This is a genomic window from Streptomyces sp. NPDC026092 (genome assembly GCF_040638605.1).
Lineage (GTDB): Bacteria > Actinomycetota > Actinomycetes > Streptomycetales > Streptomycetaceae > Streptomyces.
On sequence record NZ_JBEZYN010000002.1, the window covers coordinates 133,278 to 156,553 of the forward strand.

Genomic DNA, 23,276 nt, shown 5'->3' on the forward strand with positions numbered 1-23,276 from the left:
ATTTCGGGCGGTACGGAGGAGTGAAAAGGGGCCCGGGGCGGTTTCGCACCGCCCCGGGCCCCTTCACGTACGACTGCTCGACGGGCGTCAGCCCATGAACTTCTTGAACTCGTCCGGCAGCTCGAAGTCGCCCGGGCCCTGCCCGGCCGCCGGCAGGCCGAACGCGCCGCCCTGCTGCCCCTGCTCGCGGCGGGCCTGGGCGGCCTCCTCCTCGGCCTTGCGCTTCATCGGGTTGCCGCTCTTGCGCTTGCCCTTGGCCTGCTTGACCTGCTTCTTCTGCCGGCCGGGGCCGCCGCCCATGCCCGGGATCCCGGGCATGCCCGGCATGCCGCCGCCCTGGGCCATGCGGGACATCATCTTGCGGGCCTCGAAGAACCGCTCGACGAGCCCCTTCACCGCGCTGACCTCGACGCCGGAGCCCTTGGCGATACGGGCGCGGCGGGAGCCGTTGATGATGGTCGGGTCGTGGCGCTCGCCCGGGGTCATCGACTTGATGATCGCGGCCGTGCGGTCGACGTCCCGCTCGTCGATGTTGTTGATCTGCTCCTTCATCTGCGCCATGCCGGGGAGCATCCCGAGCAGCTTGGAGATGGAGCCCATCTTGCGGACCTGTTCCATCTGGGCGAGGAAGTCGTCGAGCGTGAACTCCTGGCCCTTCTTGGACGCCAGCTTGGAGGCCATCTTGGCGGCCTCTTCCTGGCTGAAGGTCTGCTCGGCCTTCTCGATGAGCGAGAGCATGTCGCCCATGCCGAGGATGCGGGACGCCATGCGGTCCGGGTGGAACGCGTCGAACTCGTCCAGCTTCTCGCCGTTGGAGGCGAACATGATCTGGCGGCCGGTGACGTGCGCGATGGAGAGCGCGGCACCGCCGCGGGCGTCGCCGTCGAGCTTGGAGAGCACGACGCCGTCGAAGCCGACACCGTCGCGGAAGGCCTCGGCGGTGTTGACCGCGTCCTGACCGATCATGGCGTCGACGACGAAGAGAACCTCGTCGGGGCTGACGGCGTCGCGGATGTCCGCGGCCTGCTGCATCAGCTCCTGGTCGATGCCGAGGCGACCGGCGGTGTCGACGATCACGACGTCGTACATCTTGGTCCGCGCGTACTCGATCGAGTCCTTCGCGACCTGGACCGGGTCACCGACGCCGTTGCCAGGCTGCGGGCCGTAGAACGCCACGCCCGCGCGCTCGGCGACGACGCCGAGCTGGGTGACGGCGTTGGGGCGCTGGAGGTCACAGGCGACGAGCAGCGGGGAGTGGCCCTGGCTCTTGAGCCAGAGACCGAGCTTTCCGGCGAGGGTGGTCTTACCGGCACCCTGGAGACCGGCGAGCATGATCACGGTCGGCGCGGTCTTGGCGAAGCGCAGCCTGCGGGTCTCGCCGCCGAGGATGCCGATGAGCTCCTCGTTGACGATCTTGATGACCTGCTGGGCGGGGTTCAGCGCCTGGGAGACCTCGGCGCCGGTGGCCCGCTCCTTGACCTGCTTGATGAACGCCCGGACGACAGGCAGGGCGACATCCGCCTCGAGCAGGGCGATACGGATCTCGCGCGCGGTGGCGTCGATGTCCGCCTCGGACAGGCGGCCCTTGCCCCGGAGGTTCTTGAATGTCGCTGCGAGGCGGTCGGAGAGGGTATCGAACACGGCGGTCGCGGATCCTCGGTGTCGGGGGCAGGCGGACGGATTGCCCTCAAGGGTATCTGCCTCGTCGAAGTACGTGCCCCCGCCCGTCGAAACGGGCGGGAACCAGGCCCCTCCGGAGGGGCTCTCACCGCAGCGCGCCCTCCAGGGCCTTCGCCAGGTCAGCCGCCTCCTCGTCGGAGAGCAGGGAGCCGTCGGGACGGGTCACGTACAGCGTGTCCACGGCGTTCGCGCCAAGCGTCGAGACGTGCGCGCTCCTGACCCGGACGTCCGCGCCCTCCAGAGCCCGGCCGATCCGGTGCAGCAGGCCCGGGGCGTCCTGGGCGCGGACCTCGATGACGGTCGCGAGCCGGGAGCCGGCCGGGGCGACCGTGACCCGGGGTGGCGGGGCTGTGACCCCGCGCCGCCTCGGGTGGGCGGCGTCACGTTCGGCGAGGCGGGCCGGGATGTCGAGGCTGCCGTCGAGGGCCCGGACGAGGTCCGCGCGGAGCCGGGTGGCCTGCGGCAGGGACCCGTACGCGGCGGCGACGCGCCAGTTCAGGACCAGGACGGCACAGGGGCCGAGCTCGGTGGGGAGTTCGACGGCGCGCAGGTCGGCGGCGCGCACGGTCAGGCGGTGCAGGGCCAGGACCCCGGCCGCGGCGGGCAGGACCCCCGGCTGGTCGGGCAGGGCGAGGAGCAGCTCGACACCGACGGGCTCCGGCGCGCCGTCCTCGGGGGCGGCCTCCGACTGGGTGTGCAGGGCGAGGACCGGCTCCCCGGTGCGCAGCGCCTCGATCGCGAGCCGTTCCTGTTCGGCGCTGGGCGCGGCCGGTTCCGGCTCCGGGGCGGGCTCCCCCGCGAGGACGGCGCCCACGCGTTTGACGAGGTCGGCGACGAGCGAGGCCCGCCAGGTGGACCAGGCGGCGGGTCCGGTGGCGAGCGCGTCGGCCTCGGTGAGGGCGTGGAGCAGTTCGAGCGCGCCCGGTGTCCGGACGGCGGAGGCCACGGACCGTACGGTCGCGGGGTCGTCCAGGTCGCGCCGGGTGGCGGTCTCGACGAGCAGCAGGTGGTGGCGTACGACGGTGGCGAGGACGCCCACGTCGGCCTGGTCGAAGCCGATCCGGGCGGCGACGTCGCGGGCGATGGTCTCCCCGGCCACGGAGTGGTCGCCGGGCCAGCCCTTGCCGATGTCGTGCAGCAGGGCGGCGACGAGCAGCAGGTCGGGCCGGCCGACCCGGCGGGTGAGCGAGGAGGCCCGGACGGCGGTCTCCACGAGGTGCCGGTCGACGGTCCAGGTGTGGACGGGGTTGCGCTGGGGCCGGCAGCGGACCCGCTCCCAGTCGGGCAGGAGCCGGGAGACGAGGCCTTCGGCCTCCAGGGCCTCCCAGACGGGCACGGTGGACTCCCCCGCGCCGAGCAGGGTGACCAGCTCCTCGCGCGCCTCGGCCGGCCAGGGCACGGGCAACGGGGCGGTGTCGGCGGCCAGGCGGCGTACGGCGTGCAGGGAGAGCGGGAGGCCGGACTGGGCGGCCGCGGCGGCGGCGCGCAGCGGGAGCACCGGGTCGCGGTCGGGTTTGGCGCTCAGCGCGAGGACGACCTCGCCGTCCATCTCCACGACGCCCTCGGCGAGCGGGGTGCGCTCGATCGGCGGCTTCGGGCCACCGGTACGGCCGGAGCGGCCGCCGAGGAGGCCGCGGAACCGGGGGCGGGCGGAGCGGGCCTTCAGGACCCGGTTGACCTCGCGCCAGGTGACGTCACCGGCGTACGCGATGATCCGCGCCGCTTCGTAGACCTCGCGCAGCAGGGTGTCGGCGTCGAGGAGGCCCAGCTCCTCGGCGACGGCGTCCTGCTCCTGGAGGGCGAGCCGGTCGGTGGCCCGTCCGGTGGCGAGGTGCAGGGCGTCGCGGGTGTCGAGGAGGCGGCGGCGGGCGCCGTCCAGGCCCTCGCGGGGTGCGTCGGCGAGCCAGGAGGCGGCCACGGCGCGCAGGACCTGGGCGTCGCGGAGCCCTCCCCTGGCCTCCTTGAGGTCGGGTTCGAGGAGGAACTGGAGCTCCCCCATGCGCTCGGCGCGCTCGCGGCAGAGGGCGTCGAGTTCGGGCAGCCGCTTGGGGGCCTGGTTGCGCCAGTCGGCGAGGACGGCGGTCCGCAGCGCGGCGACGAGCCCGAGGTCGCCGGCGACCGGCCGGGCGTCGAGGAGGCCGAGGTGGACCTTGAGGTCGTCCCCGGCCGTCTTCAGGGCCTCTGCGGGGGTGCGGACGGAGTGGTCCAGGGCGAGGCCCAGGTCCCAGACCGGGTACCAGATCCGGTCGGCGAGCGTGGCGATCGCGCCCGCGTCGGCGCTGCCGTCGTGCAGCAGGAGCAGGTCGAGGTCGCTGCGCGGGGAGAGTTCACCGCGCCCGTAGCCGCCGACGGCGACGAGCGCCACCCCTCGTGGCGGCTTGGCGGCGGTGAAGAGTCCGGTCAGCCAGTCGTCGGTGAGCCGGGCCAGGGCGGCACGGCGCGGCGGCCCGGACTGCGCCTTCTCGGTGAGAAGGCGCAGCCGGGCCGCCGCGTATCCGCTGGGTCCCGAGTCTTCCGCTCGCGTACTCGTGTCGACGGTCGTCACCCAGCAGCTCCTTACGTGCCCCGTGTCTACAGTGCGTCCGGACCGCGTTCGCCGGTGCGGACCCGTACGGCCGTCTCGACCGGCACGCTCCACACCTTGCCGTCCCCGATCTTGCCGGTTCGGGCAGCCTTGACCACGACATCGATGAGCTGTTCGGCGTCGTCGTCCTCGACCAGGACCTCGATCCGGATCTTCGGGACGAGGTCGACGGTGTACTCGGCACCGCGGTAGACCTCGGTGTGGCCGCGCTGGCGGCCGTATCCGCTGGCCTCGGTGACCGTGAGGCCCTGGACTCCGAAGGCCTGCAGGGCCTCCTTGATCTCGTCCAGCCTGTGCGGCTTCACGACGGCGGTGATGAGCTTCATGCGTCCACCTTCTTGTTCTCCGTGACGGCGGGGGCGGGGGCGGCGGTGGAGCGCGAGGACGCGCCGCCGCCGGCTCCGCTGAAGTCGTACGCGGTCTCGGCGTGCTCGACCTGGTCGATGCCGGAGACCTCGTCGTCCTCGCTGACCCTCATGCCCATCGTCTTGTCGATGAGGAGCGCGAGGATCGCGGAGGCGATCAGAGAGTAGGCGAGGACGGCGGCGACGCCGATGGCCTGCTTGCCGAGCTGCTCCAGGCCGCCGCCGTAGAAGAGGCCCTTGGCGTCGGACTGGACGCCGCCGGTGGCGAAGAAACCGACGAGCAGGGAGCCGACTACACCGCCGACGAGGTGGACGCCGATGACGTCGAGGGAGTCGTCGTAGCCGAACTTGTACTTCAGGCCGACGGCCATGGCGCACAGCAGACCGGCGATGGCACCGATGGCGATCGCGCCGAGCGGCGAGCAGGAGCCGCCGGACGGGGTGATGGCGACGAGGCCCGCGACGGCGCCGGAGGCGGCGCCCAGGGTGGTGAAGGAGCCGTGGCGGAGCTTCTCGTAACCGAGCCAGGCGAGCATGGCGGCGGCGGTGGCGACCTGCGTGTTGACGAACATGACCGCGCCGACGCCGTCGTCGTTGCCGAGCCACGAGCCGGCGTTGAAGCCGAACCAGCCGAACCAGAGCAGACCGGCGCCGAGCATCACCAGCGGGAGGCTGTGCGGGCGCATCGGGTCCTTCTTGAAACCGACGCGCTTGCCGATGACGAGGATGACGCCGAGGGCCGCGGCACCGGCGTTGATGTGGACGGCCGTACCGCCGGCGAAGTCGATGACGCCCATCTCGAAGAGCCAGCCGCCGGCGCCCCAGACCCAGTGCGCGACCGGGAAGTAGACGACGGTGACCCACAGGGCGATGAACAGGGCCCAGGCGGTGAACTTGACCCGGTCGGCGAGCGCGCCGCTGATCAGGGCGGGCGTGAGGATCGCGAACATCAGCTGGAAGACGGCGAAGACGTACACCGGGATGGTGTAGCCGTCCCACAGCTCGGTGACGCCGATGCCGCTGAGGCCGACGTAGTCGGAGGACCAGCCGATGATCGATCCGGAGTCGGTGCCGAAGGCGAGGCTGAAGCCGTAGAGCACCCACAGGATCGTGACGATCCCGAGGCTGATGAAGCTCATCATCAGCATGTTGAGGGTGGACTTGACGCGGACCATGCCTCCGTAGAAGAAGGCGAGTGCCGGGGTCATCAGCATGACCAGGGCGGAGCAGATGAGCATGAACCCGGTGTTGGCGGCAGACAGCTCGGGGGCGTCTGCGGCCAGGGTCGTGATGGCTGGTGCCATCGGCGTCTCCTCGTCGTCGGTACGGCCTGTGCGGGGCGGGGCCGGAGAGCGGCTTTGGCCATGAGGGGTGGCCGGTTATGCGCCAGAGATTCGCGCAGCGCGGTTTCCGCCGATGCCGCACGATGTTTCGCCGCAGTGACGAAGGGGTGGGACGTGTTACGCGACTGTGAACGCCTGGGTCACGGACGTGTAACGCGCGTACGGTGCGCGCGGTGGCCCGGGGGAACGCGAAAAACCGGCCGCGACAGGCGGTCCCTGGTGTCCTGGCGGCGGGGGAGCCGAGTCGGGCAGTACGGGAGCGCTGTCGCGGCCGGAGTGTGCGGGGCCCTGGGCCGGGCCGGTGGGGTCAGACGGCCTCGGCCGTCTCGGGGAGCAGGGCGGTGAGCCGGTCGGTGAGCTGGACGACCTCGGCGACGTCGCGGAAGTCGCGGGCGGCGGTGTCGACGGTCTTGCGCAGCCGGGTGTTGACCCGCTCGGAGCGGACGCTCTTGGCGACGCCGAGCGCCTTCTCGACGAGGACGGCCGACTGCTCGGGCTCGCGCTTGAGGAGGTGCACGGTCGCCATGCCGATGAGGTTGAGTGCGTACGAACGCTGGTGCTCGGAGTCCTTCTCGAAGAGGGAGACGGCGCGCTCCATGACGGGCTCGGCGAGCGAGGCGTAGGTCGGGGAGCGGCCGGCGACGTAGGCGAGGTCGCGGTAGGAGTGCGAGTTCTCGCCGTTGAGCTCGGCCTCGGAGAAGAAGCGGATCCAGTCGGGCTCGGGCTCGCCGTCGAGGCCGACGTCGGCGAAGGTGTCCTCGGCCATCCGCACGGCCCGCTTGCACTTGGAGGGCTGGCCCATGTTGGCGTAGGCGCGGGCCTCCATCGCATACAGCATGGCCTGGGTGCGCGGGGTGGCGCAGTCGCGACTGCCGTACTGGGCGAGGTGGATGAGTTCGAGGGCGTCGTCGGGCCGGCCGAGGTGGATCATCTGGCGGCTCATCGAGGACAGGATGTACGAGCCGAGGGGCTTGTCCCCGGCCTCCTTCGCGGCGTGCAGGGCGAGGACGAAGTACTTCTGGGCGGTGGGCTGCAGGCCCACGTCGTAGCTCATCCACCCGGCCAGCTCGGCCAGTTCGGCCGCGCACCGGAAGAGGCGCTGGGCGGTGGCGGACGGCTGCGGCTCCTGGAGCAGGTCGGTGACCTCGTGGAGCTGGCCGACGACGGCCTTGCGGCGCAGTCCGCCGCCGCACTGGGCGTCCCACTGGCGGAACATCGCCGTGGTGGATTCGAGCAGGTCGAGCTCTATCGCGGAGAGCTTCCCCGGACGGTGGCCCGTGGGGATCGGCTCGGGCGGTGCGGGTTCGCCGGCCGGGGTGGGGACGAGCCAGCGCTGCATGGGCTCGATGAGGGAGGGCCCGGCGGCGAGCGCGAGGGAGGTGCCGAGGAAGCCCCGGCGGGCGAGCATGAGGTCGCTGCGCGAGAACTCACTGAGCAGGGCGACGGTCTGGGGCCCGGCCCAGGGCAGGTCGACGCCGGAGACGGACGGCGCCTGGTGGGCCGTGCGAAGGCCGAGGTCCTCGACGGCGACGACCGAGCCGAACCGTTCGGAGAACAGCTCGGAGAGGATCCGGGGGATGGGCTCGCGCGGCTGCTCGCCGTCCAGCCAGCGGCGCACGCGCGAGGTGTCCGTGGAGATGTGGTGCGCGCCCATCTGGCGTGCCCTGCGGTTCACTTGGCGTGCCAGTTCGCCCTTCGACCAGCCGCTCCGCACGAACCACGAGCTCAGCTGCTCGTTCGGGCGCTTGCCGGCAGTCGAACCGTCTGCGCCGTTGCCGCCCACAGGAACGCCCCCATCCAGGTCGAGACTCTGTTGCGCGAACCCCTATCAGAATGCCGTGTCTTGCGGCTTCCGTCTGGAGCTTCTACTCCTTCGAACAGGAAAGCGGGTTGCCTCCGGCATACCCACATGCGCAAGGACTCCAGGGTTCGAGCACCGAAAGTAATCCTACGATCACCCCTCCCGCGACCGGGATTCAAGAATCGCCACCATTCGCCACCCCTTCGAATGAACTCGCCTGCCGCGGAACACGATTCACTTGACATGCGACGAACCAGAGTCGGCGGACCGTAGCGCCAGCAGGCGCGCGCCGGGGTCCGCACCACCTCGCCCGCGTCCGCACGCCACCCCCGGCGACGGAGCGTGACAGTGGGGCTCCGGGTCGTAACCACCGGCGCGTCCGACCCGTTGGAGGGGGCATGGGCTTCACGATCGGCGGCATTCGTGAGATGCGGACCGGCTCACGTCGCCGCGTCCGCACCACTGAGTGCACAGCGGTGGCCGAGTACACCGGGCTGTGGGGCTGGGACGTGGTCCCCGGCGCCCGGGCCGTCTCCGGCCAGTGTTCCTGCGGCGACGCGTCCTGTACGGCTCCGGGGGCGCATCCGCTCTCGTTCGCCGAGCCGGTCCCGGCCGGCGCGGGCCTCGACGACGCGACCAAGGCGTGGGGCCGGTACCCGGGCGCGGCGCTGCTGCTTCCGGTGGGCCGGGCCTTCGACGTGATCGAGGTCGCGGAGGCGGCGGGGCGGCTGGCGCTCGTCCGCCTGGAGCGCATGGGCCTGCCGCTGGGGCCGGTCTGCGTGACGCCGACGGGACGGGCCCAGTTCTTCGTGGCGCCCGGCGCTGCGGCGGAGCTGCCGCAGCTGCTGTACCGGATGGGCTGGGACGACGCGGACCTGGATCTGCGGGGCCTGGGTCCCGGCGACCACGTGACGGCGCCGCCCTCGGACCTCGGCGGCCTGGGCCCGGTCCGCTGGCTGCGGCCGCCGACCCTGGACACGGCGGGCGCGCCGCCGCAGGCGCGGCTGCTGCTCGGGACGCTGGCGTACATCTGCCACCGCACGCACTTCTGAGAGACGGCGCTTCCCACAGACGCCCGACACGCGAAGGGCCCCGCCGGTGACCGGCGGGGCCCTTCGCGTGGTGTCGGTGTCAGTCCCCGATGAGGGCGTCGACGAAGGCGCCCGGCTCGAAGGGGGCCAGGTCGTCCGGGCCCTCGCCCAGGCCGATCAGCTTGACCGGGACGCCCAGCTCGCGCTGGACGGCGATCACGATGCCGCCCTTGGCCGTGCCGTCGAGCTTGGTGAGCACGATGCCGGTGATGTCCACGACCTCGGCGAAGACGCGCGCCTGGACCAGGCCGTTCTGGCCGGTGGTGGCGTCGAGGACGAGCAGGACCTCGTCGAGCGGGCCGTGCTTCTCGACGACCCGCTTGACCTTGCCCAGCTCGTCCATCAGACCGGTCTTGGTGTGCAGGCGGCCGGCGGTGTCGATGAGGACGACGTCGGCGCCCTCCGCGATGCCCTCCTTGACGGCGTCGAAGGCGATCGACGCCGGGTCGCCGCCCTCGGGGCCGCGCACGGTCCGCGCGCCGACGCGCTCGCCCCAGGTCTGGAGCTGGTCGGCGGCGGCGGCACGGAAGGTGTCGGCCGCGCCGAGGACGACGGAGCGGCCGTCGGCGACCAGGACGCGGGCGAGCTTGCCCGTGGTCGTGGTCTTGCCGGTGCCGTTGACGCCGACGACCATGACGACGCCCGGGGTGCCCGGGTCGCTCTCGGTCTTCACGGAGCGGTCGAAGTCGGGGCCGAGGAGGGTGACGAGCTCCTCGCGCAGCAGGGCACGCAGCTCCTCGGGGGTACGTGTGCCGAGGACCCGGACGCGCTCGCGCAGCCGGTCGACCAGCTCCTGGGTCGGGGCGACGCCGACGTCGGCGGTGAGCAGGGTCTCCTCGATCTCCTCCCAGGTGTCCTCGTCGAGGTTGTCCCGCGACAGCAACGCGAGCAGCCCCTTGCCGAGGGAGTTCTGGGAGCGGGCGAGACGGGCCCGGAGGCGGACGAGCCGGCCGGCGGTCGGCTCGGGCACCTCGATCTCGATCGCGGGCGCCTCGGCGACGACCGGGTCCTCGACGGCGGCCGGGGCCTCGGTGGCCTCCTCCGCGGTCGGGAGGTCGACCTCCTCGATGGTGCGGCGTGGTTCTTCCCGCGGTGTCTCCGCCTCCTCGCCGACGTGCGGCTCGGCGGGCGGAGCGGTGATGGTCGGCGTGGTGGACGGTGCCTCGGGCGGTGGCAGCTGCTTCTTCTTGCGGCCGCTGATCACGAGCCCGCTGGTCACGGCGACGGCGACGACCAGGGCGATGACTACAGCAAGAATGAGTTCCATAACGTAGCCAGTATCGGCCACGACGGGACCTCAGGAAGAGCACGTACGCTGGGTGGGTCCCCCACACCCCGCACGGAGTACCGCCATGCCCCCTGCCGCCGAGACCGCCGCGGAAATCCCCGCAGAAGCCGAAGGCGCGGTCGAGACCCGTGGTCTCGAACCCGTCCCCGACGCCGAGCGCACCGGTCACGTCCGCGAGCTGTTCCCGACCTGGGTCGCCGCCAACATCAGTGTGCTTCTTCTCACGATGGGCGCCGGGCTCATCGTCTTCAACGGCCTGAACTTCTGGCAGGCGCTCGTCGTCGCGACGGCGGCGCCGATCCTCTCGTACGGGATCGTCGGCCTGATATCGATCGCCGGGAAGCGCGGCGGCTCCCCCGGCATGGCGCTGTCGCGGGCGGTCTTCGGGCAGCGCGGCAACCTCTTCCCCGGCTCGCTGATCTGGGTGGCCCGCTGGGGCTGGGAGACGATCAACGCGGTCACCGGCGCGTACGCCGTCCTGACCGTGCTCGACCTGCTCTTCGGGATCGAGTCGAACACCGCGCTGATCGTCATCACGCTGCTGCTCTTCGTCGCCTGCACCTTCCTGGTGTCCGGGCTCGGCATCAACGCCCTGCGGGTGTGCAGCAAGTGGTCGACGTACCTCTTCGGCGCGTTCTCGGTGCTCGTGCTCGTCCATCTGGTCGCCAACACCGACTGGTCGGCGGTCTTCGACAAGCCGGCCGGTTCGACGGCGATGATGATCGCGGGCATCGGCACCATCGCGGCGGGCGGCATCAGCTGGGTGCCCTCCGGCCCGGACTTCACCCGCTATCTGCCGCGTACCGCCTCCTCGAAGGCGATGGTCGGCACCACGATCGGCGGCGCCGGGATCGTGGTCCTGCCGATGGTCCTGATGGGCGCGGTGATGGCGGTCGCCACCCCGGACCTCGCCTCGGCGCAGGACCCGGTCTCCTTCATCGGCGAGCTGCTGCCGACCTGGATCTCCGTGCCGTACCTGCTGATCGCGCTGATCGGGATGCTGCTGATCAACTCGATGTCGATGTACTCGGCCGGGTTCACCGCGCAGACGCTCGGCATCAAGGTCTCGCGCGCGGCGGCGGTCAGTGTGAACGCCGTGATCAGCCTGGTCTTCGGCTTCCTGCTCATGGTGGTGGCGACCAGCTTCATCGGCTCGTTCATCTCCTTCCTGACACTGCTCGCGGTGGCGTTCTCGGCGTGGATCGGCGTCTTCGGCGTCGACATGCTGCGCCGCCGGTCGTACGACGGCGTGGCCCTGATGGACACGGGCCGGACCAGCGCGTACTGGTACCGGGGCGGTTTCGCCTGGCAGGCCATGACGGCGTGGGCGGTGGCGCTCGTGGCGGGGCTGCTGTTCACGAAGGTCGACTGGTTCTCCGGTCCGCTCGCCTCCTCCTGGATCGGCGAGAACGGGCTCGGCTGGGCGGCGACGATCGTGGTCTCGGGCGTGCTGTACGCCGTGCTGCCGAGGGACCGCGCCCGGGTCGCCGCGGAGCCCGTCGACGTGCCCGTCGCGGCCGGCGAGTCCGTTTCCGTCTGACGCACCCCGTTCTCATCTGACGCTACGTCAGATACCGTCCCCCTTCGCCGACTTCCCACGCGCGGAGGGGGACTTCCCATGCCCTTCACAGTCGTACGGTTCAACCTGGTCGATCCGCACGGGACCCCCGCGTCCCTCTCGGAGCGCTACCGGGCCGCCCTCGCCATGGCCGCCTACGCCGACGAGCACGGCGTGGACACGATCCAGACCGAGGAGCACCACGGCGCGACGAACAACTGGCTGCCCTCCCCCTTCGCCTTCGCCGGCGCGGTCTTCGGCGCGACGAAGAGGATCGCGGTCACGGTCTCCGCGATCATCGGGCCGCTGCACGACCCGCTGCGGCTCGCGGAGGAGATCGCCGTCCTGGACCTGCTGAGCGGCGGCCGCCTGGTGACGGTCGCGGGCATCGGCTACCGGCCGGAGGAGTACGAGGAGCGCGGGGTCGACTGGGGCCGCCGGGGCAAGCTCCAGGACCTGCTCCTGGAGACCCTGCTCAAGGCGTGGTCCGGTGAGCCCTTCACGTACGAGGGCCGTACGGTACGGGTCACCCCGCGGCCCTTCACCCAGCCGCATCCGCTGCTGCTGGTGGGCGGCTCCTCGAAGGCGGCGGCGCGGCGCGCGGCCCGGCTCGGGCTTCCGCTCTTCCCGAGCGCGCACCTGCCGGAGCTGGAGACGTACTACCAGCAGCAGTGCGCGGAGCACGGCACGGAGGGCTGGACGATGATGCCGGCCGAGGAGACCCCGCTGCTGCACGTCTCGGAGGACCCCGACCGGACGTGGGAGCTGTACGGGGAGCACTTCCTGCACGAGGCGCGGACGTACGCGTCCTGGCAGTCGAAGGACATCCGCTCGGCGGTGCGCTCGTCGGCGACGACGGTGGCGGAGCTGCGCGCGGAGGGCGTCTACCGGATCGTCACGCCGGAGGAGTGCGTGGCGCTCGGGCAGGAGCTGGAGAGTCTGGTGCTGCATCCGCTCTGCGGCGGGATGCCGGTCGAGGAGGCGTGGCGGTCGCTGCGGCTGCTCGGAGAGACGGTGCTGCCCCGGCTCAAGGCATAGGGCCTGGGCCGGGGCAGTTCCGGTTCGAGGAGAGGGGCAGCGGGGTTTAGCCCATCTCCTCCAACGCCTTGCCCTTGGTCTCCTTCACGTACCTGAGCACGAAGGGGATGGAGAGCACGGCGAAGACCGTGTAGATGATGTACGTGCCCGAGAGGTTCCAGTCCGCGAGGGACGGGAAGCTCGCGGTGATGGCCCAGTTGGCGATCCACTGCGCGGAGGCGGCGACGCCGAGGGCGGCGGCGCGGATCCGGTTGGGGAACATCTCGCCGAGGAAGACCCAGACCACGACGCCCCAGGAGAGGGCGAAGAAGAGCACGAAGACATGGGCGGCGACGAGCGCCACGACGCCCTCGGTGTTGGGGAGCTTGCCGTCGACGAGGTCGGCGGAGAAGGCCCAGGCCTCGAAGGCGAGCGCGATCGCCATGCCGACGGAGCCGACGAGCGCGAGCGGCTTACGGCCCACCCGGTCGACCAGGACCATCGCGATGACGGTGCCGATGATGTTGATGATGGACGTGGTGAACGAGTAGAAGAACGAGCTCGTCGGGTCAATGCCGACCGACTGCCAGAGCGTCGACGAGTAGTAGAACGCCACGTTGATGCCGACGAGCTGCTGGAAGACCGAGAGTCCGATGCCGACCCAGACGATGGGCAGCAGCTTGAACCGGCGGCCGGCCACCATCAGGTCCTTGAAGGTGGACTTGTGCTCGCTGCGCATCGCGTGCTCGATCTCGGCGACGCGGTGGTCGAGGTTCACGTCCTTGCCCTCGACCTCGGAGAGGACCTCCTTCGCCCGGTCGATCTTGCCGACCGAGATGAGGAAGCGGGGGGACTCCGGGATGGCGAAGGAGAGCAGACCGTAGAGCAGGGCGGGGACCACCATCACGCCGAGCATCCACTGCCAGGCTTCGAGGCCGCCGATCTCGCCGCGCTGGTCGCCGTCGGCGAGCTGCAGGATGCCGTAGTTGACCAGCTGCGAGATGGCGATGCCGATGACGATGGCGGCCTGCTGGAAGGAGCCGAGGCGGCCGCGGTAGGCGGCGGGGGCGACCTCGGCGATGTACGCCGGGCCGATGACGGAGGCCATGCCGATGGCGAAGCCGCCGACGATCCGCCAGAAGGCGAGGTCCCAGAGGGCGAAGGGCAGGGCGGAGCCCACGGCGCTGATGGTGAAGAGCACGGCGGCGATCTGCATGCAGCGGATGCGGCCGATGCGGTCGGCGATCCGGCCGGCGGTCGCGGCGCCGATGGCGCAGCCGATCAGGGCGATGGCGATGACCTGGGCCAGGGTGCCGGAGCCGATGTCGTAGCGGTCCCTGATGGCCTCGACGGCGCCGTTGATGACGGAGCTGTCGTAGCCGAAGAGGAACCCGCCCATCGCGGCCGAGGCCGTGATGAAGATGACGTGGCCGAGGTGGTCGGGGTGGGCGGCCCGGCCTTCGGACGGCGGCGGCGTGGGCGCCTGCGCTGTGTTGGTCACATGGACTCCTAGGCTCCGGCGGCGGTGCCGGGGCGTGGGGGGCGAGCCCTTCCAGTGGCGCACAACATGACGCCGCCCACCACGTGAAGGTAAAAGCAACGTTGCAGAGACTATGCCTTCAAGTTTCGAAGTCAATAGTTGATGTCGTATGACTTAAAACAACCTGCGGGGCGTTGTTCGTTCAAGACTTGAAGTTGATCAACGAAGCCGCTGGCTGATGACCTTCGAGACGCCGTCGCCCTGCATGGAGACGCCGTAGAGCGCGTCCGCGACCTCCATCGTCCGCTTCTGGTGCGTGATCACGATGAGCTGCGAGGACTCCTGGAGCTCCTGCATGATCCGGATCAGCCGCTGGAGGTTGGTGTCGTCGAGCGCCGCCTCCACCTCGTCCATCACGTAGAACGGGCTGGGGCGGGCCTTGAAGATGGAGACCAGCATGGCCACGGCGGTCAGCGAACGCTCGCCGCCGGAGAGCAGCGAGAGCCGCTTGACCTTCTTGCCCGGCGGACGGGCCTCCACGTCGACGCCGGTGGTGAGCATGTTGTCGGGGTCGGTCAGGATCAGCCGGCCCTCGCCGCCCGGGAAGAGCCGCGAGAACACGCCCTCGAACTCGCGGGCGGTGTCCCGGAAGGCCTCGGTGAAGACCTGCTCGACCCGGATGTCGACCTCCTTCACGACCTGAAGGAGGTCGGCCCGGGTCTTCTTCAGGTCCTCCAGCTGCTCGGAGAGGAACTGGTGCCGCTCCTCCAGCGCCGCGAACTCCTCGAGAGCCAGCGGGTTCACCTTTCCGAGCTGTTGGTACGCCCGCTCGGCGGCCTTGAGCCGCTTCTCCTGCTCCGAACGGACGAACGACCGCGGCTGGTTCCGCGGATGCTCCGGGTCCTCCGGAAGCTCCTCGCCCTCGGCGGGCGGCGACGGCGGTACGAGCTGATGGGGGCCGTACTCGGAGACGAGTCCGGCCGGCTCGACACCCAGCTCCTCCAGGGCCTTGGTCTCCAGCTGCTCGATCCGCATCCGCTTCTCGGCGCCGAGGACCTCGCCCCGGTGGACGGAGTCGGTCAGCTTGTCCAGCTCGGCCTTCAGGTCGCGGCCCCGGGTGCGGGCGGCGGACAGGCCCTGTTCGCGGGCGCCCTTGGCGGCGTCGGCGAGCGCGCGCTCCTGCTCGGCCCGGACGAGGGAGACCTCGATGTGGGCGAGGAGCTGGCGCGCGCCGGCGGCCACGGCGGCGGCGACCTCCGCCTCGTGCCGCATCCGGGCGCGCCGCTGCTCGGCACGCGCGCGTGCCTCGCGTTCGGCGCGGGCGCCCCGGTCGAGGGAGTCGGCCCGCCCGGCGAGCCCCTTGACGCGTTCCTCGTGGGTACGGAGCTGGAGCCGCGCCTCCATCTCCGTCTGGCGGGCGTTGGCGCCGTCGGCGGCGAGCCGGTCGCGCACGGAGGTGTCGGGCTCCTCCTCGGCCGGAGCCTCCTCGGCCACGAGCAGCCGCTCGGCGAGCTCCTCGGCCTCGTAGAGCGCCTTCTCCAGGGCCTCGTCGGCGCGGGCGGCGGCGGCCGCGGTCCGCTCGGCCTCCCCGGCGGCGCCCCTGGCCTGTCCGGCGAGCCGGCCGAGCTGCTGGGCGACCTGGGACTTCTCGCGGTCGGCGGCGCGGCGGCGTTCGGCCAGTTCCTCGACGAGCGCGGCGGCGGTGCGGCGCGCCTCGGTCGCGCCCTGCTGGGCATCGGCGAGCGCCTCGCAGCGCGACTCGAGCTCCTCCAGCTCGGCGGCCGCCTCGTCCACGGAGGCCTGCACTTCGAGGAGGCTGGGCGCGCCGGCTGAGCCTCCTTGCGCGTAGTGCGCGCCGAGCAGGTCGCCCTCGGCGGTGACGGCGGTGAGCCCGGGGTGCGTCCGCACCAGCTCGACGGCCTCGTCGAGCCCTTCGACCACGACGACGTCCCGGAGCAAGCGTCGGACGGCGCCCATGAGTTCGCCGGGTCCGTCGACGAGCCGGGTGGCGGGGACGGCGGGGGTGCCGTCGCCCCAGGCACCCGGCGCGTCGGCCGGTCCCTCCGCGCCCGCGAGGAGCAGGGCCGCGCGGCCCGCGTCCTGCTTGCGGAGCAGGCGCAGGGCCTCGGCCGCCGCGCCGGGTCCTGTGACGGCGACGGCGTCCGCCGCGGCGCCGAGGGCGGCGGCGAGCGGGATCTCGTATCCGGGGGTGACGTTGAGGAGTTCGGCGGCCGGGCCGAGCAGGCCGGTCAGGGTCTCGCGGGCGCCGAGCAGCGCCCCGGTGCCGTCCTTGCGGCGCAGGCCCAGGGAGAGCGCCTCGTGGCGGGCCCGGGTCGCGGCGCGGCGGCGGTCGGCGGCGGTGGCGGCCTCGCGGGCTGCGGTCAGCGCGGCCTCCGCATCGGCGAGGTCGCGGCGGGCGGCCTCGTACCGCTCCCCCCGTTCGCTGTCGTCCGCGTCGAGCCCGTCGACCTCGGCCTTGAGCTGCTCGTACTCCTCCTGCGCGGCGACGGCCCGGTCCTGCGCCTCGTCCCGGGCGGCGGCGAGCCGGTCGATCTCGGCCTGGGCGGACGCGGCGCGCGAGCGGGCGGCGTTGACCTGGCCGTGCAACCGGGCGAGGCCCTCGCGCCGGTCGGCGATGGCGCGGGCCACGTCCTTGAGCCGCCGCTCCTCGACCGCGAGCTCGCGCTCCAGGTCGGCGCGGTGGGCGACGGTGTCCTCCAGGGCGCGTTCGGCCGCTTCGAGGGCGGCCTCCAGCTCGGCCTCCTGCTCGCGGATGCGGGCGGCCTCGCGCTCCATGTCCTCCGGGTCGCGGCCCCGGCGCTCCTCGGGCGGCTGGGCGGTGGCGCTCTTCACGCGCGCGTCGGCGAGCGAGATCGTGCCCCGTACCCGCTCGGCGAGCTGGGAGAGTTCGTACCAGGTCTGTTGGGCGCGCTGGAGGCGCGGGGCGAGCCTGCGGACCTCGTCCTCCAGGTCGGCCTCCTTGGCGAGGGCGGCCTTCAGCTCGTTCTCGGCGCTCTCCTTGCGTTCCTTCAGCGCGGCCTCGTCGGCGACCTCGGTCTTCAGCGCCTCCTGGAGCCGTACGAGGTCGTCGGAGAGCAGCCGGAGGCGCGCGTCGCGCAGGTCGGCCTGGATGACGGCGGCCCGGCGGGCGACGGCCGCCTGCCGGCCGAGCGGCTTGAGCTGGCGGCGCAGTTCGTCGGTGAGGTCCTGCACGCGCGCGAGGTTGGCCTGCATCGCGTCCAGTTTCCGCAGCGCCTTCTCCTTGCGCTTGCGGTGCTTGAGGACGCCGGCGGCTTCCTCGATGAAGGCGCGGCGGCCCATGGGGTCGGCGTGCAGGACGGAGTCGAGCTGGCCCTGGCCGACGATGACGTGCATCTCGCGGCCGATGCCGGAGTCGGAGAGCAGGTCCTGGATGTCGAGCAGCCGGCAGGTGTCGCCGTTGATCTGGTACTCGCTGCTGCCGCCGCGGAACATGATCCGGGTGATGGTGACTTCGGCGTAGTCGATGGGCAGCGCGCCGTCGGAGTTGTCGATCGTCAGCGAGACCTCGGCGCGGCCGAGCGGCGGCCGGCCGGTCGTGCCGGCGAAGATGACGTCCTCCATCTTGCCGCCGCGCAGCGACTTGGCGCCCTGCTCGCCCATGACCCAGGACAGCGCGTCCACGACATTGGACTTGCCGGACCCGTTCGGCCCCACGACACACGTGATTCCCGGTTCGAACCGCAGGGTGGTGGCGGAGGCGAACGACTTGAAACCGCGGAGGGTCAGGGCCTTGAGATGCACGCCCCGGGACTCTACCTGGGGTTGCGCGTTTCACCCATGAAGGTGCAGGGCACACCCTCCGGTAAGAACCGGGGGGCGTGACATGGGGGACTCAAGAAAGAAGGGACGCCTGGGCGTCCCTTGCATATCTAGCTGTGCCAGCGAGAGTGTTTCTCACCTTGCCCCGGCACGGGGCTGACCGTCGGGGCTGACTGTCCGATGGTGCCGACCGTCAGGTGAGCGCAGGCTCCGCCTTGGGAACGTCGAGTTCGATGCTGTCGAGCAGCGACTCGCCATGATGTGCGGCGGCAGCGTTGAGCGCGTCGTTCTCGGACTGAATCCGTACCAGCTCGGACTCGAGGTCCTGGACGCGCTGCTGAAGCCGTCGCATCTCGGCGAGGAGTCGCGGGTCGGAGCCGCCGACGTAACCGAGAAGCGCCTTTGCCATGATGGATGGTCCTCCACAATGAGTGACCGACCGAAGCGGTGTGGGTCGTGAGGGATTTCGCACCCGCGGTGCTCGGCAGTGCTTCATGTCGTGCCGGTTCTTACTGCCAAACAGCTAAGGTGCGCGGGGCTTCCAGAGTCTCACCAAAAAGTTTGACGGTCAACACGATCACGCCCTGTATCAAGGGGCGACCGGGGGGTCCGCGGCCGCACTACAGGCGGCGGCGCCTCGCAACTCGGTGCCTCAGGGGCGTCGCGATCATCCTTCCGCGCGGGGAAGCCCACCGCAAGCCCTTCTCGGCAACCAGCAGGTCATTTCCCCTTCGGCACCCCTTCGCCGAACGTCCGCCCGAGGACCGCGCAGGCCATCGGACGGAGCCGGATCGAGGGGTCGTCAGCGGATCGCGAAGCTGTCGTAGCCGCCGCGCGGGGTGCCCCATATCTCGGTGACTCCGTCCACCCGCCCGGGAGTGTCGGCGGAGCGCAGCCAGTCGAGCAGACGGTGGCAATTCTCACTCGGCCCCTCGGCCACGACCTGCACCCGGCCGTCGTCGAGGTTGAGGGCGAAGCCGACCAGGCCGCCGATCTCCAGTGCGTTTGCCCTGGTGAACCAACGGAAGCCCACTCCCTGTACTCGGCCGCGCACCCAGGCGGTCAGCCGTACGTCTTCGTTCATGGATGAACGCTAACGGCCCAATTACTCAGGGAGCACACCACCCCCTCGTGTCATGGCGTACAGTCCCGACCGAATGCGGCTCACCCGTTCGGGCGCGCCGCATTCGACAACCCCGCAGAAGCAAAGATCAGCAAAGACAGCACCGCAGAACGTCAGGGAGGCAGAGGGATGGGACGCCATCGCAGGAGGCGCGGCGCGCCTTTGCGCACCGGACTGCTCGGTGCCTCCGCCGCGGTCGCCGTCGGCGCGGGGCTCGTCGCCGCGGGTCTGATCCCCGGCGGTGATGTGCTCACGGTCGGCAGCGCGGGCTCGGGCACGGAGCAGCAGACCCACTCCCGGCAGGCCCCGGAGCTGACGACGCAGGGCGGTTCGTCCGCGACGCCGACGAACCCGACGTCCGCGTCCGCCTCCGCGTACAAGAAGCCGGCGGCCCCGAGCAGTACGTCTCCCTCCGCCACCCCGTCGCAGAAGCCCAAGCCGAAGCCGACGCCGACGCCGTCCAAGACGACCGCCGCCCCGAAGCCCAAGCCTTCGAAGCCGGCTGTCACGCCGTCGAAGACGGCGAAGCCGAAGCCGGCCCCGACGACCGCGAAGCCCGCGCCCCGCACCGAGGCGCCCGCGAAGCCCGCCGCCCCGACCCAGAGCCGCGCCGCGGCCGCCGAGGCGGAGGTCGTCCGGCTGGTCAACGAGGAGCGGGCCAAGGTCGGCTGCAGCGCGGTGCGCTCGGACGCGGCGCTCGCGAAGCTGGCCGGCGACTTCAGCGCCGACATGGCCGCGCGCGGCTTCTTCGACCACACGGACCCGGACGGCGACACCCCGTGGGAGCGGGCCCGCCAGGCGGGCGTCACCGGCATGGGCGGCGAGAACATCGCCCGCGGCCAGGCGGACGCGGCTGCCGTGATGGAGTCCTGGATGAACAGCGACGGCCACCGCGCGAACATCCTGAACTGCGACTACACGACGCTCGGCGTCGGCGTGCACTTCGCCGACGGCGGCCCGTGGTGGACGCAGGACTTCGGCCTCTGAGGTCCTGGCCCTGACCCCCTGAAGCACTAACTCCTGGTGAGCGCTGTGCGGAAGTACGGTGCCGGAGTACCGTGAAGCCATGAGTGACGACGCCCTCGCCTTCGACGCCCTGGCCTTCGACGTGTTCGCCCGCGCCTGTCAGTCGCGGGTCACGCTGGAGCACGTGACCGGGCGGTGGGGCAGCCTCACCCTCGGCGCGCTCCACGAGGGGACGTTCCGCTTCAACGAGCTGCGGCGCCGGGTCGACGGCGTCAGCGAGAAGATGCTGTCGCAGACCCTGCACGCCCTGGAGCGCGACGGGCTGGTGCACCGCGAGGCGCAGCCGACGAACCCGCCCCGGGTGGACTACACGCTCACGCCGCTGGGCCGCGAGGTCGCGGAGCGCCTGGTCGGGCTCATCGAGCTGGTCGAGGGCCGGATGCCGCAGGTCCTGTCGGCGCGCGAGCGGTACGACGCGGCCAGGGAGACCGCCCGCGAGGCAGCTACGCCGTAGCGCGGGGCGGGCGCTGGCAGCGCGGGCAGAAGTAGCTCGACCGGTTCATCCAGGGCCGTCGCCGCATCGGGGTCCCGCAGCGGCGGCACGGCTCGTCCTCCCGCCCGTAGGCGTCGAGCGAGCGGTCGAAGTAGCCCGACTCGCCGTTCACGTTCACGTACAGGCTGTCGAAGCTGGTCCCGCCGGCGGCGAGGGCCGCGTTCATGACGTCCCGTACATGCTGGAGCAGCTCGGCCGAGCGGGGGCGGGTGAGCGCGGCGGTCGGGCGTTCGTAGTGCAGCTTGGCGCGCCAGAGCGCCTCGTCCGCGTAGATGTTGCCGACCCCGCTGATCAGGGTCTGGTCGAGCAGCGCCCGCTTGATCGTCGTACGGCGCAGGCGCAGTGCGGTCTGGAAGGCGGCGTCGTCGAACTCCGGGTCCAGCGGGTCGCGGGCGATGTGCGCGATGACGTCGGGCAGTCCGTCGGGGGTGTTCTCGTGGAGCGAGAGCCCGCCGAAGGTGCGCTGGTCGACGAAGCGCAGCTCGGTGCCGAGCCCGTCCTGGAACCGGACCCGGATGCGCAGGTGCTTCTCGTCCAGGGCGTCCTCGGGCTGGACGAGCAGCTGCCCGCTCATGCCGAGGTGGCCGAGGACGGAGGCGTCGGAGTCGGCCAGCGGGATCCAGAGGTACTTGCCGCGGCGCCGCGCGGTCCCGAAGCGGTGGCCCTTGAGGCGGGCCGCGAAGTCGGCGCCGCCGGCCGGGTGCCTGCGCACGGCCCTCGGGTGCAGGACCTCGACCTCGCCCACGGTCCGCCCGCCGACCCAGCGCTCAAGACCGCGCCGTACGACCTCGACCTCGGGCAACTCGGGCACGGGACTCCTCCGCAAGGGGTACGGGAACGATGCCCGAAGCCTACCGCCGGGCACCGACACGAAAGCGCCCCGGGCCGGGACCCGTTTGGGGTCCCGGCCCGGGGCGTCGTGAAGACGAAGGGTCAGGCGGAAGCCTCGTCGGCGGGCGTCGGCACCCCGCCGGTCTCCGGCTGCTCGCCGGCCGCCGGAACAGCGTCACCGGTCTCGTCGGTGTCACCGGTCGTACCGGTCCCACCCACGTCGCCGGCCTCGGCCGCGGCCTTAGCCGCCTCCGCACGCTCGTCCGCCGCCGCGCGAATCGCGCGCCAGGCGGACTCCGCCGCCTGCTGCTCCGCTTCCTTCTTGCTGCGGCCGGTGCCGGTGCCGTACGAGACACCACCGACGCGGGCGGCAGCAGTGAAGGTCTTCTCGTGGTCCGGACCCGTCTCCGTGACGAGGTACTCCGGTACACCCAGTCCCTCGGCCGCGGTGAGCTCCTGGAGACTGGTCTTCCAGTCCAGTCCGGCACCGAGGTTCGAGGACTTCTCGATCAGCGGGTCGAAGAGCCGGTGCACCAGCTCCGAGGCCGCCGTGAGGCCCTGGTCGAGATAGACCGCGCCGATCACCGCTTCAAGGGTGTCGGCGAGGATGGAAGCCTTGTCCCGGCCGCCCGTGCCCTCTTCGCCCCGGCCGAGCCGGATGAAGGAGCCGAGTTCGAGGCCGCGACCGACCTCCGCCAGCGCACGCGAGTTGACCACCGCGGCCCGCAGCTTGGCCAGCTGGCCTTCGGGCAGGTCGGGGTGGGTGCGGTACAGCGTGTCCGTGACCACCAGGCCGAGCACGGAGTCCCCGAGGAACTCCAGCCGCTCGTTGGTGGGCAGGCCGCCGTTCTCGTACGCGTACGAGCGGTGCGTCAGTGCACGCACCAGAAGGGCGGACTCGAGCTGATACCCGAGCCGCCCTTCCAGAAGCGTGTGGGACGAGGCATTGTCCGTCTTGATGGACTCAGACATCGCGCCTCTCACCAGCCACTCAGACCGAGAGGACCTGGCGCTTGTTGTAGGTGCCGCAGCTCGGGCACGCGATGTGCTGCAGCTTCGGCTCCTGGCAACGCTCACACGAAACCAGGGTGGGGACCGCAGCCTTCCACTGCGACCGGCGGTGGCGCGTGTTGCTGCGCGACATCTTCCGCTTCGGAACAGCCACGGCTACTTCTCCTGCTTCTCGTCGACGCCAGCTTCGGCGCCGCTCATGTTGTCCTTCTCATCGGTTCCCAGCGAACCGGCGAGTCCTTGCAATGCCGCCCAACGCATGTCGACGGCATCGTGGTGGTGGTCCGGGTTCTCGTTCAGGTTGATTCCGCATTCGGAACACAGACCCGCGCAGTCCTCCCGGCACACCGGCTGCATCGGCAGTGCGAGCACCACCGCATCACGCAGCAGGGGTTCGAGGTCGAACATGCCGTCCTCGAGGGGGATCATGTCCTCGTCGTCCTCGGCTTCGTCGTCCGCGACCGCCTTCGAGCGGCCCCGGTCGTCGGAGTCGGGGTACGAGAACATCTCCTGGAAGTCCACGTCGAGATCGAGCTCGACGGGCTCCAGACACCTTACGCACTCCCCCTCGGCCGATGCACGGGCGGTGCCTGTGACAAGCACCCCTTCCATGACCGACTCAAGACGGAGATCGATTTCCACCGGCGCGCCTTCCGGCACACCGACGACCCCTTCGACACCGAGGTTCGTGGGGGCCTCGACCGAGCGGGAGATCCGCTGAAGGGCACCAGGACGCCGCCCCAGCTCGTGTGTGTCGAACACGAGGGGGTTGCGGTGGTCAAGG

Annotated in this window: 19 protein-coding genes; 5 read left to right on the top strand and 14 right to left on the bottom strand. The window is 71.4% G+C overall.

Annotation, left to right across the window (positions count from 1 at the left end; translation table 11 throughout):
• Positions 1–87: 87 nt before the first annotated feature.
• The 5 genes from ffh to AB0F56_RS03285 form a co-directional block, all read right to left on the bottom strand.
• Positions 88–1,641 carry a signal recognition particle protein gene (ffh, locus tag AB0F56_RS03265; RefSeq protein WP_362003406.1) on the bottom strand — a complete coding sequence of 518 codons (1,554 nt, stop codon included), beginning with the start codon at positions 1,639–1,641 and terminating at the stop codon, positions 88–90.
• Positions 1,642–1,765: 124 nt separating this feature from the next.
• On the bottom strand, positions 1,766–4,225 hold the full coding sequence (locus AB0F56_RS03270) for a [protein-PII] uridylyltransferase (RefSeq protein ID WP_362003408.1): 2,460 nt from the start codon (positions 4,223–4,225) through the stop codon (positions 1,766–1,768).
• Positions 4,226–4,251: 26 nt separating this feature from the next.
• Positions 4,252–4,590: a P-II family nitrogen regulator gene (locus AB0F56_RS03275; RefSeq protein WP_101390346.1), complete on the bottom strand. Its 339-nt coding sequence runs from the start codon at positions 4,588–4,590 to the stop codon at positions 4,252–4,254.
• Positions 4,587–5,933, bottom strand: a complete 1,347-nt coding sequence (locus AB0F56_RS03280; protein ID WP_362003410.1) for an ammonium transporter — start codon at positions 5,931–5,933, stop codon at positions 4,587–4,589. The genes AB0F56_RS03275 and AB0F56_RS03280 overlap by 4 nt, the downstream gene beginning before the upstream one ends.
• A gap of 346 nt (positions 5,934–6,279) precedes the next feature.
• A complete protein-coding gene (locus AB0F56_RS03285) occupies positions 6,280–7,755 on the bottom strand; it encodes a hypothetical protein (RefSeq protein ID WP_362003412.1) in 1,476 nt (491 codons plus the stop codon).
• Between the two features lie 416 nt (positions 7,756–8,171).
• On the opposite strand from AB0F56_RS03285, the gene AB0F56_RS03290 reads away from it, so the two are divergent.
• On the top strand, positions 8,172–8,825 hold the full coding sequence (locus AB0F56_RS03290; protein WP_362003414.1) for a bifunctional DNA primase/polymerase: 654 nt from the start codon (positions 8,172–8,174) through the stop codon (positions 8,823–8,825).
• A 79-nt stretch (positions 8,826–8,904) separates the two neighbouring features.
• Here the strand turns inward: AB0F56_RS03290 and ftsY are convergent, their stop codons facing one another.
• Positions 8,905–10,131 (bottom strand): signal recognition particle-docking protein FtsY, encoded by a 1,227-nt coding sequence (ftsY, locus tag AB0F56_RS03295; protein WP_362003416.1) that lies wholly within the window; start codon positions 10,129–10,131, stop codon positions 8,905–8,907.
• A gap of 85 nt (positions 10,132–10,216) precedes the next feature.
• Between ftsY and AB0F56_RS03300 the strand changes: the two genes are divergently transcribed.
• Together AB0F56_RS03300 and AB0F56_RS03305 are read left to right on the top strand one after the other, a co-directional pair.
• On the top strand, positions 10,217–11,692 hold the full coding sequence (locus tag AB0F56_RS03300) for a cytosine permease (RefSeq protein ID WP_362003418.1): 1,476 nt from the start codon (positions 10,217–10,219) through the stop codon (positions 11,690–11,692).
• Between the two features lie 78 nt (positions 11,693–11,770).
• Positions 11,771–12,748 carry an LLM class flavin-dependent oxidoreductase gene (locus AB0F56_RS03305; RefSeq protein WP_362003420.1) on the top strand — a complete coding sequence of 326 codons (978 nt, stop codon included), beginning with the start codon at positions 11,771–11,773 and terminating at the stop codon, positions 12,746–12,748.
• A gap of 46 nt (positions 12,749–12,794) precedes the next feature.
• Here the strand turns inward: AB0F56_RS03305 and AB0F56_RS03310 are convergent, their stop codons facing one another.
• From AB0F56_RS03310 to AB0F56_RS03325, 4 genes are all read right to left on the bottom strand, one after another.
• A complete protein-coding gene (locus AB0F56_RS03310; RefSeq protein WP_362003422.1) occupies positions 12,795–14,228 on the bottom strand; it encodes a sugar porter family MFS transporter in 1,434 nt (477 codons plus the stop codon).
• Positions 14,229–14,426: 198 nt separating this feature from the next.
• Entirely contained in the window at positions 14,427–17,990 is a 3,564-nt protein-coding gene (gene smc / locus AB0F56_RS03315) for a chromosome segregation protein SMC (RefSeq protein ID WP_362003424.1), read from the bottom strand.
• A 211-nt stretch (positions 17,991–18,201) separates the two neighbouring features.
• Positions 18,202–18,417: a hypothetical protein gene (locus tag AB0F56_RS03320; RefSeq protein ID WP_315893843.1), complete on the bottom strand. Its 216-nt coding sequence runs from the start codon at positions 18,415–18,417 to the stop codon at positions 18,202–18,204.
• Positions 18,418–18,810: 393 nt separating this feature from the next.
• A complete protein-coding gene (locus AB0F56_RS03325) occupies positions 18,811–19,092 on the bottom strand; it encodes an acylphosphatase (protein WP_362003426.1) in 282 nt (93 codons plus the stop codon).
• Between the two features lie 201 nt (positions 19,093–19,293).
• On the opposite strand from AB0F56_RS03325, the gene AB0F56_RS03330 reads away from it, so the two are divergent.
• Together AB0F56_RS03330 and AB0F56_RS03335 are read left to right on the top strand one after the other, a co-directional pair.
• Positions 19,294–20,118: a CAP domain-containing protein gene (locus AB0F56_RS03330; protein WP_362003428.1), complete on the top strand. Its 825-nt coding sequence runs from the start codon at positions 19,294–19,296 to the stop codon at positions 20,116–20,118.
• Between the two features lie 79 nt (positions 20,119–20,197).
• Positions 20,198–20,611 carry a helix-turn-helix domain-containing protein gene (locus AB0F56_RS03335; RefSeq protein WP_362003430.1) on the top strand — a complete coding sequence of 138 codons (414 nt, stop codon included), beginning with the start codon at positions 20,198–20,200 and terminating at the stop codon, positions 20,609–20,611.
• Here the strand turns inward: AB0F56_RS03335 and mutM are convergent.
• The 4 genes from mutM to AB0F56_RS03355 form a co-directional block, all read right to left on the bottom strand.
• The gene (gene mutM, locus AB0F56_RS03340) at positions 20,601–21,461 is read right to left on the bottom strand and encodes a bifunctional DNA-formamidopyrimidine glycosylase/DNA-(apurinic or apyrimidinic site) lyase (RefSeq protein ID WP_362003432.1); all 861 of its coding nucleotides are present in this window, start codon (positions 21,459–21,461) and stop codon (positions 20,601–20,603) included. The genes AB0F56_RS03335 and mutM overlap by 11 nt on opposite strands.
• A 122-nt stretch (positions 21,462–21,583) precedes the next feature.
• Positions 21,584–22,453: a ribonuclease III gene (gene rnc, locus AB0F56_RS03345; RefSeq protein ID WP_362003434.1), complete on the bottom strand. Its 870-nt coding sequence runs from the start codon at positions 22,451–22,453 to the stop codon at positions 21,584–21,586.
• 19 nt (positions 22,454–22,472) lie between these two features.
• Positions 22,473–22,646, bottom strand: coding sequence for a 50S ribosomal protein L32 (gene rpmF / locus AB0F56_RS03350; RefSeq protein WP_015036448.1), 174 nt, complete (start codon positions 22,644–22,646; stop codon positions 22,473–22,475).
• Positions 22,647–22,648: 2 nt separating this feature from the next.
• A complete protein-coding gene (locus AB0F56_RS03355) occupies positions 22,649–23,254 on the bottom strand; it encodes a DUF177 domain-containing protein (protein ID WP_362003436.1) in 606 nt (201 codons plus the stop codon).
• Positions 23,255–23,276 lie beyond the last annotated feature (22 nt).

Coding starts and splice junctions, on each gene's coding strand:
- AB0F56_RS03275 (WP_101390346.1), bottom strand. CDS start 4,590: ATGAAGCTCATCACCGCCGTCGTGAAGCCGCACAGGCTGGACGAGATC.
- AB0F56_RS03280 (WP_362003410.1), bottom strand. CDS start 5,933: ATGGCACCAGCCATCACGACCCTGGCCGCAGACGCCCCCGAGCTGTCT.
- AB0F56_RS03290 (WP_362003414.1), top strand. CDS start 8,172: ATGGGCTTCACGATCGGCGGCATTCGTGAGATGCGGACCGGCTCACGT.
- ftsY (WP_362003416.1), bottom strand. CDS start 10,131: ATGGAACTCATTCTTGCTGTAGTCATCGCCCTGGTCGTCGCCGTCGCC.
- AB0F56_RS03300 (WP_362003418.1), top strand. CDS start 10,217: ATGCCCCCTGCCGCCGAGACCGCCGCGGAAATCCCCGCAGAAGCCGAA.
- AB0F56_RS03305 (WP_362003420.1), top strand. CDS start 11,771: ATGCCCTTCACAGTCGTACGGTTCAACCTGGTCGATCCGCACGGGACC.
- AB0F56_RS03320 (WP_315893843.1), bottom strand. CDS start 18,417: ATGGCAAAGGCGCTTCTCGGTTACGTCGGCGGCTCCGACCCGCGACTC.
- AB0F56_RS03325 (WP_362003426.1), bottom strand. CDS start 19,092: ATGAACGAAGACGTACGGCTGACCGCCTGGGTGCGCGGCCGAGTACAG.
- AB0F56_RS03335 (WP_362003430.1), top strand. CDS start 20,198: ATGAGTGACGACGCCCTCGCCTTCGACGCCCTGGCCTTCGACGTGTTC.
- rnc (WP_362003434.1), bottom strand. CDS start 22,453: ATGTCTGAGTCCATCAAGACGGACAATGCCTCGTCCCACACGCTTCTG.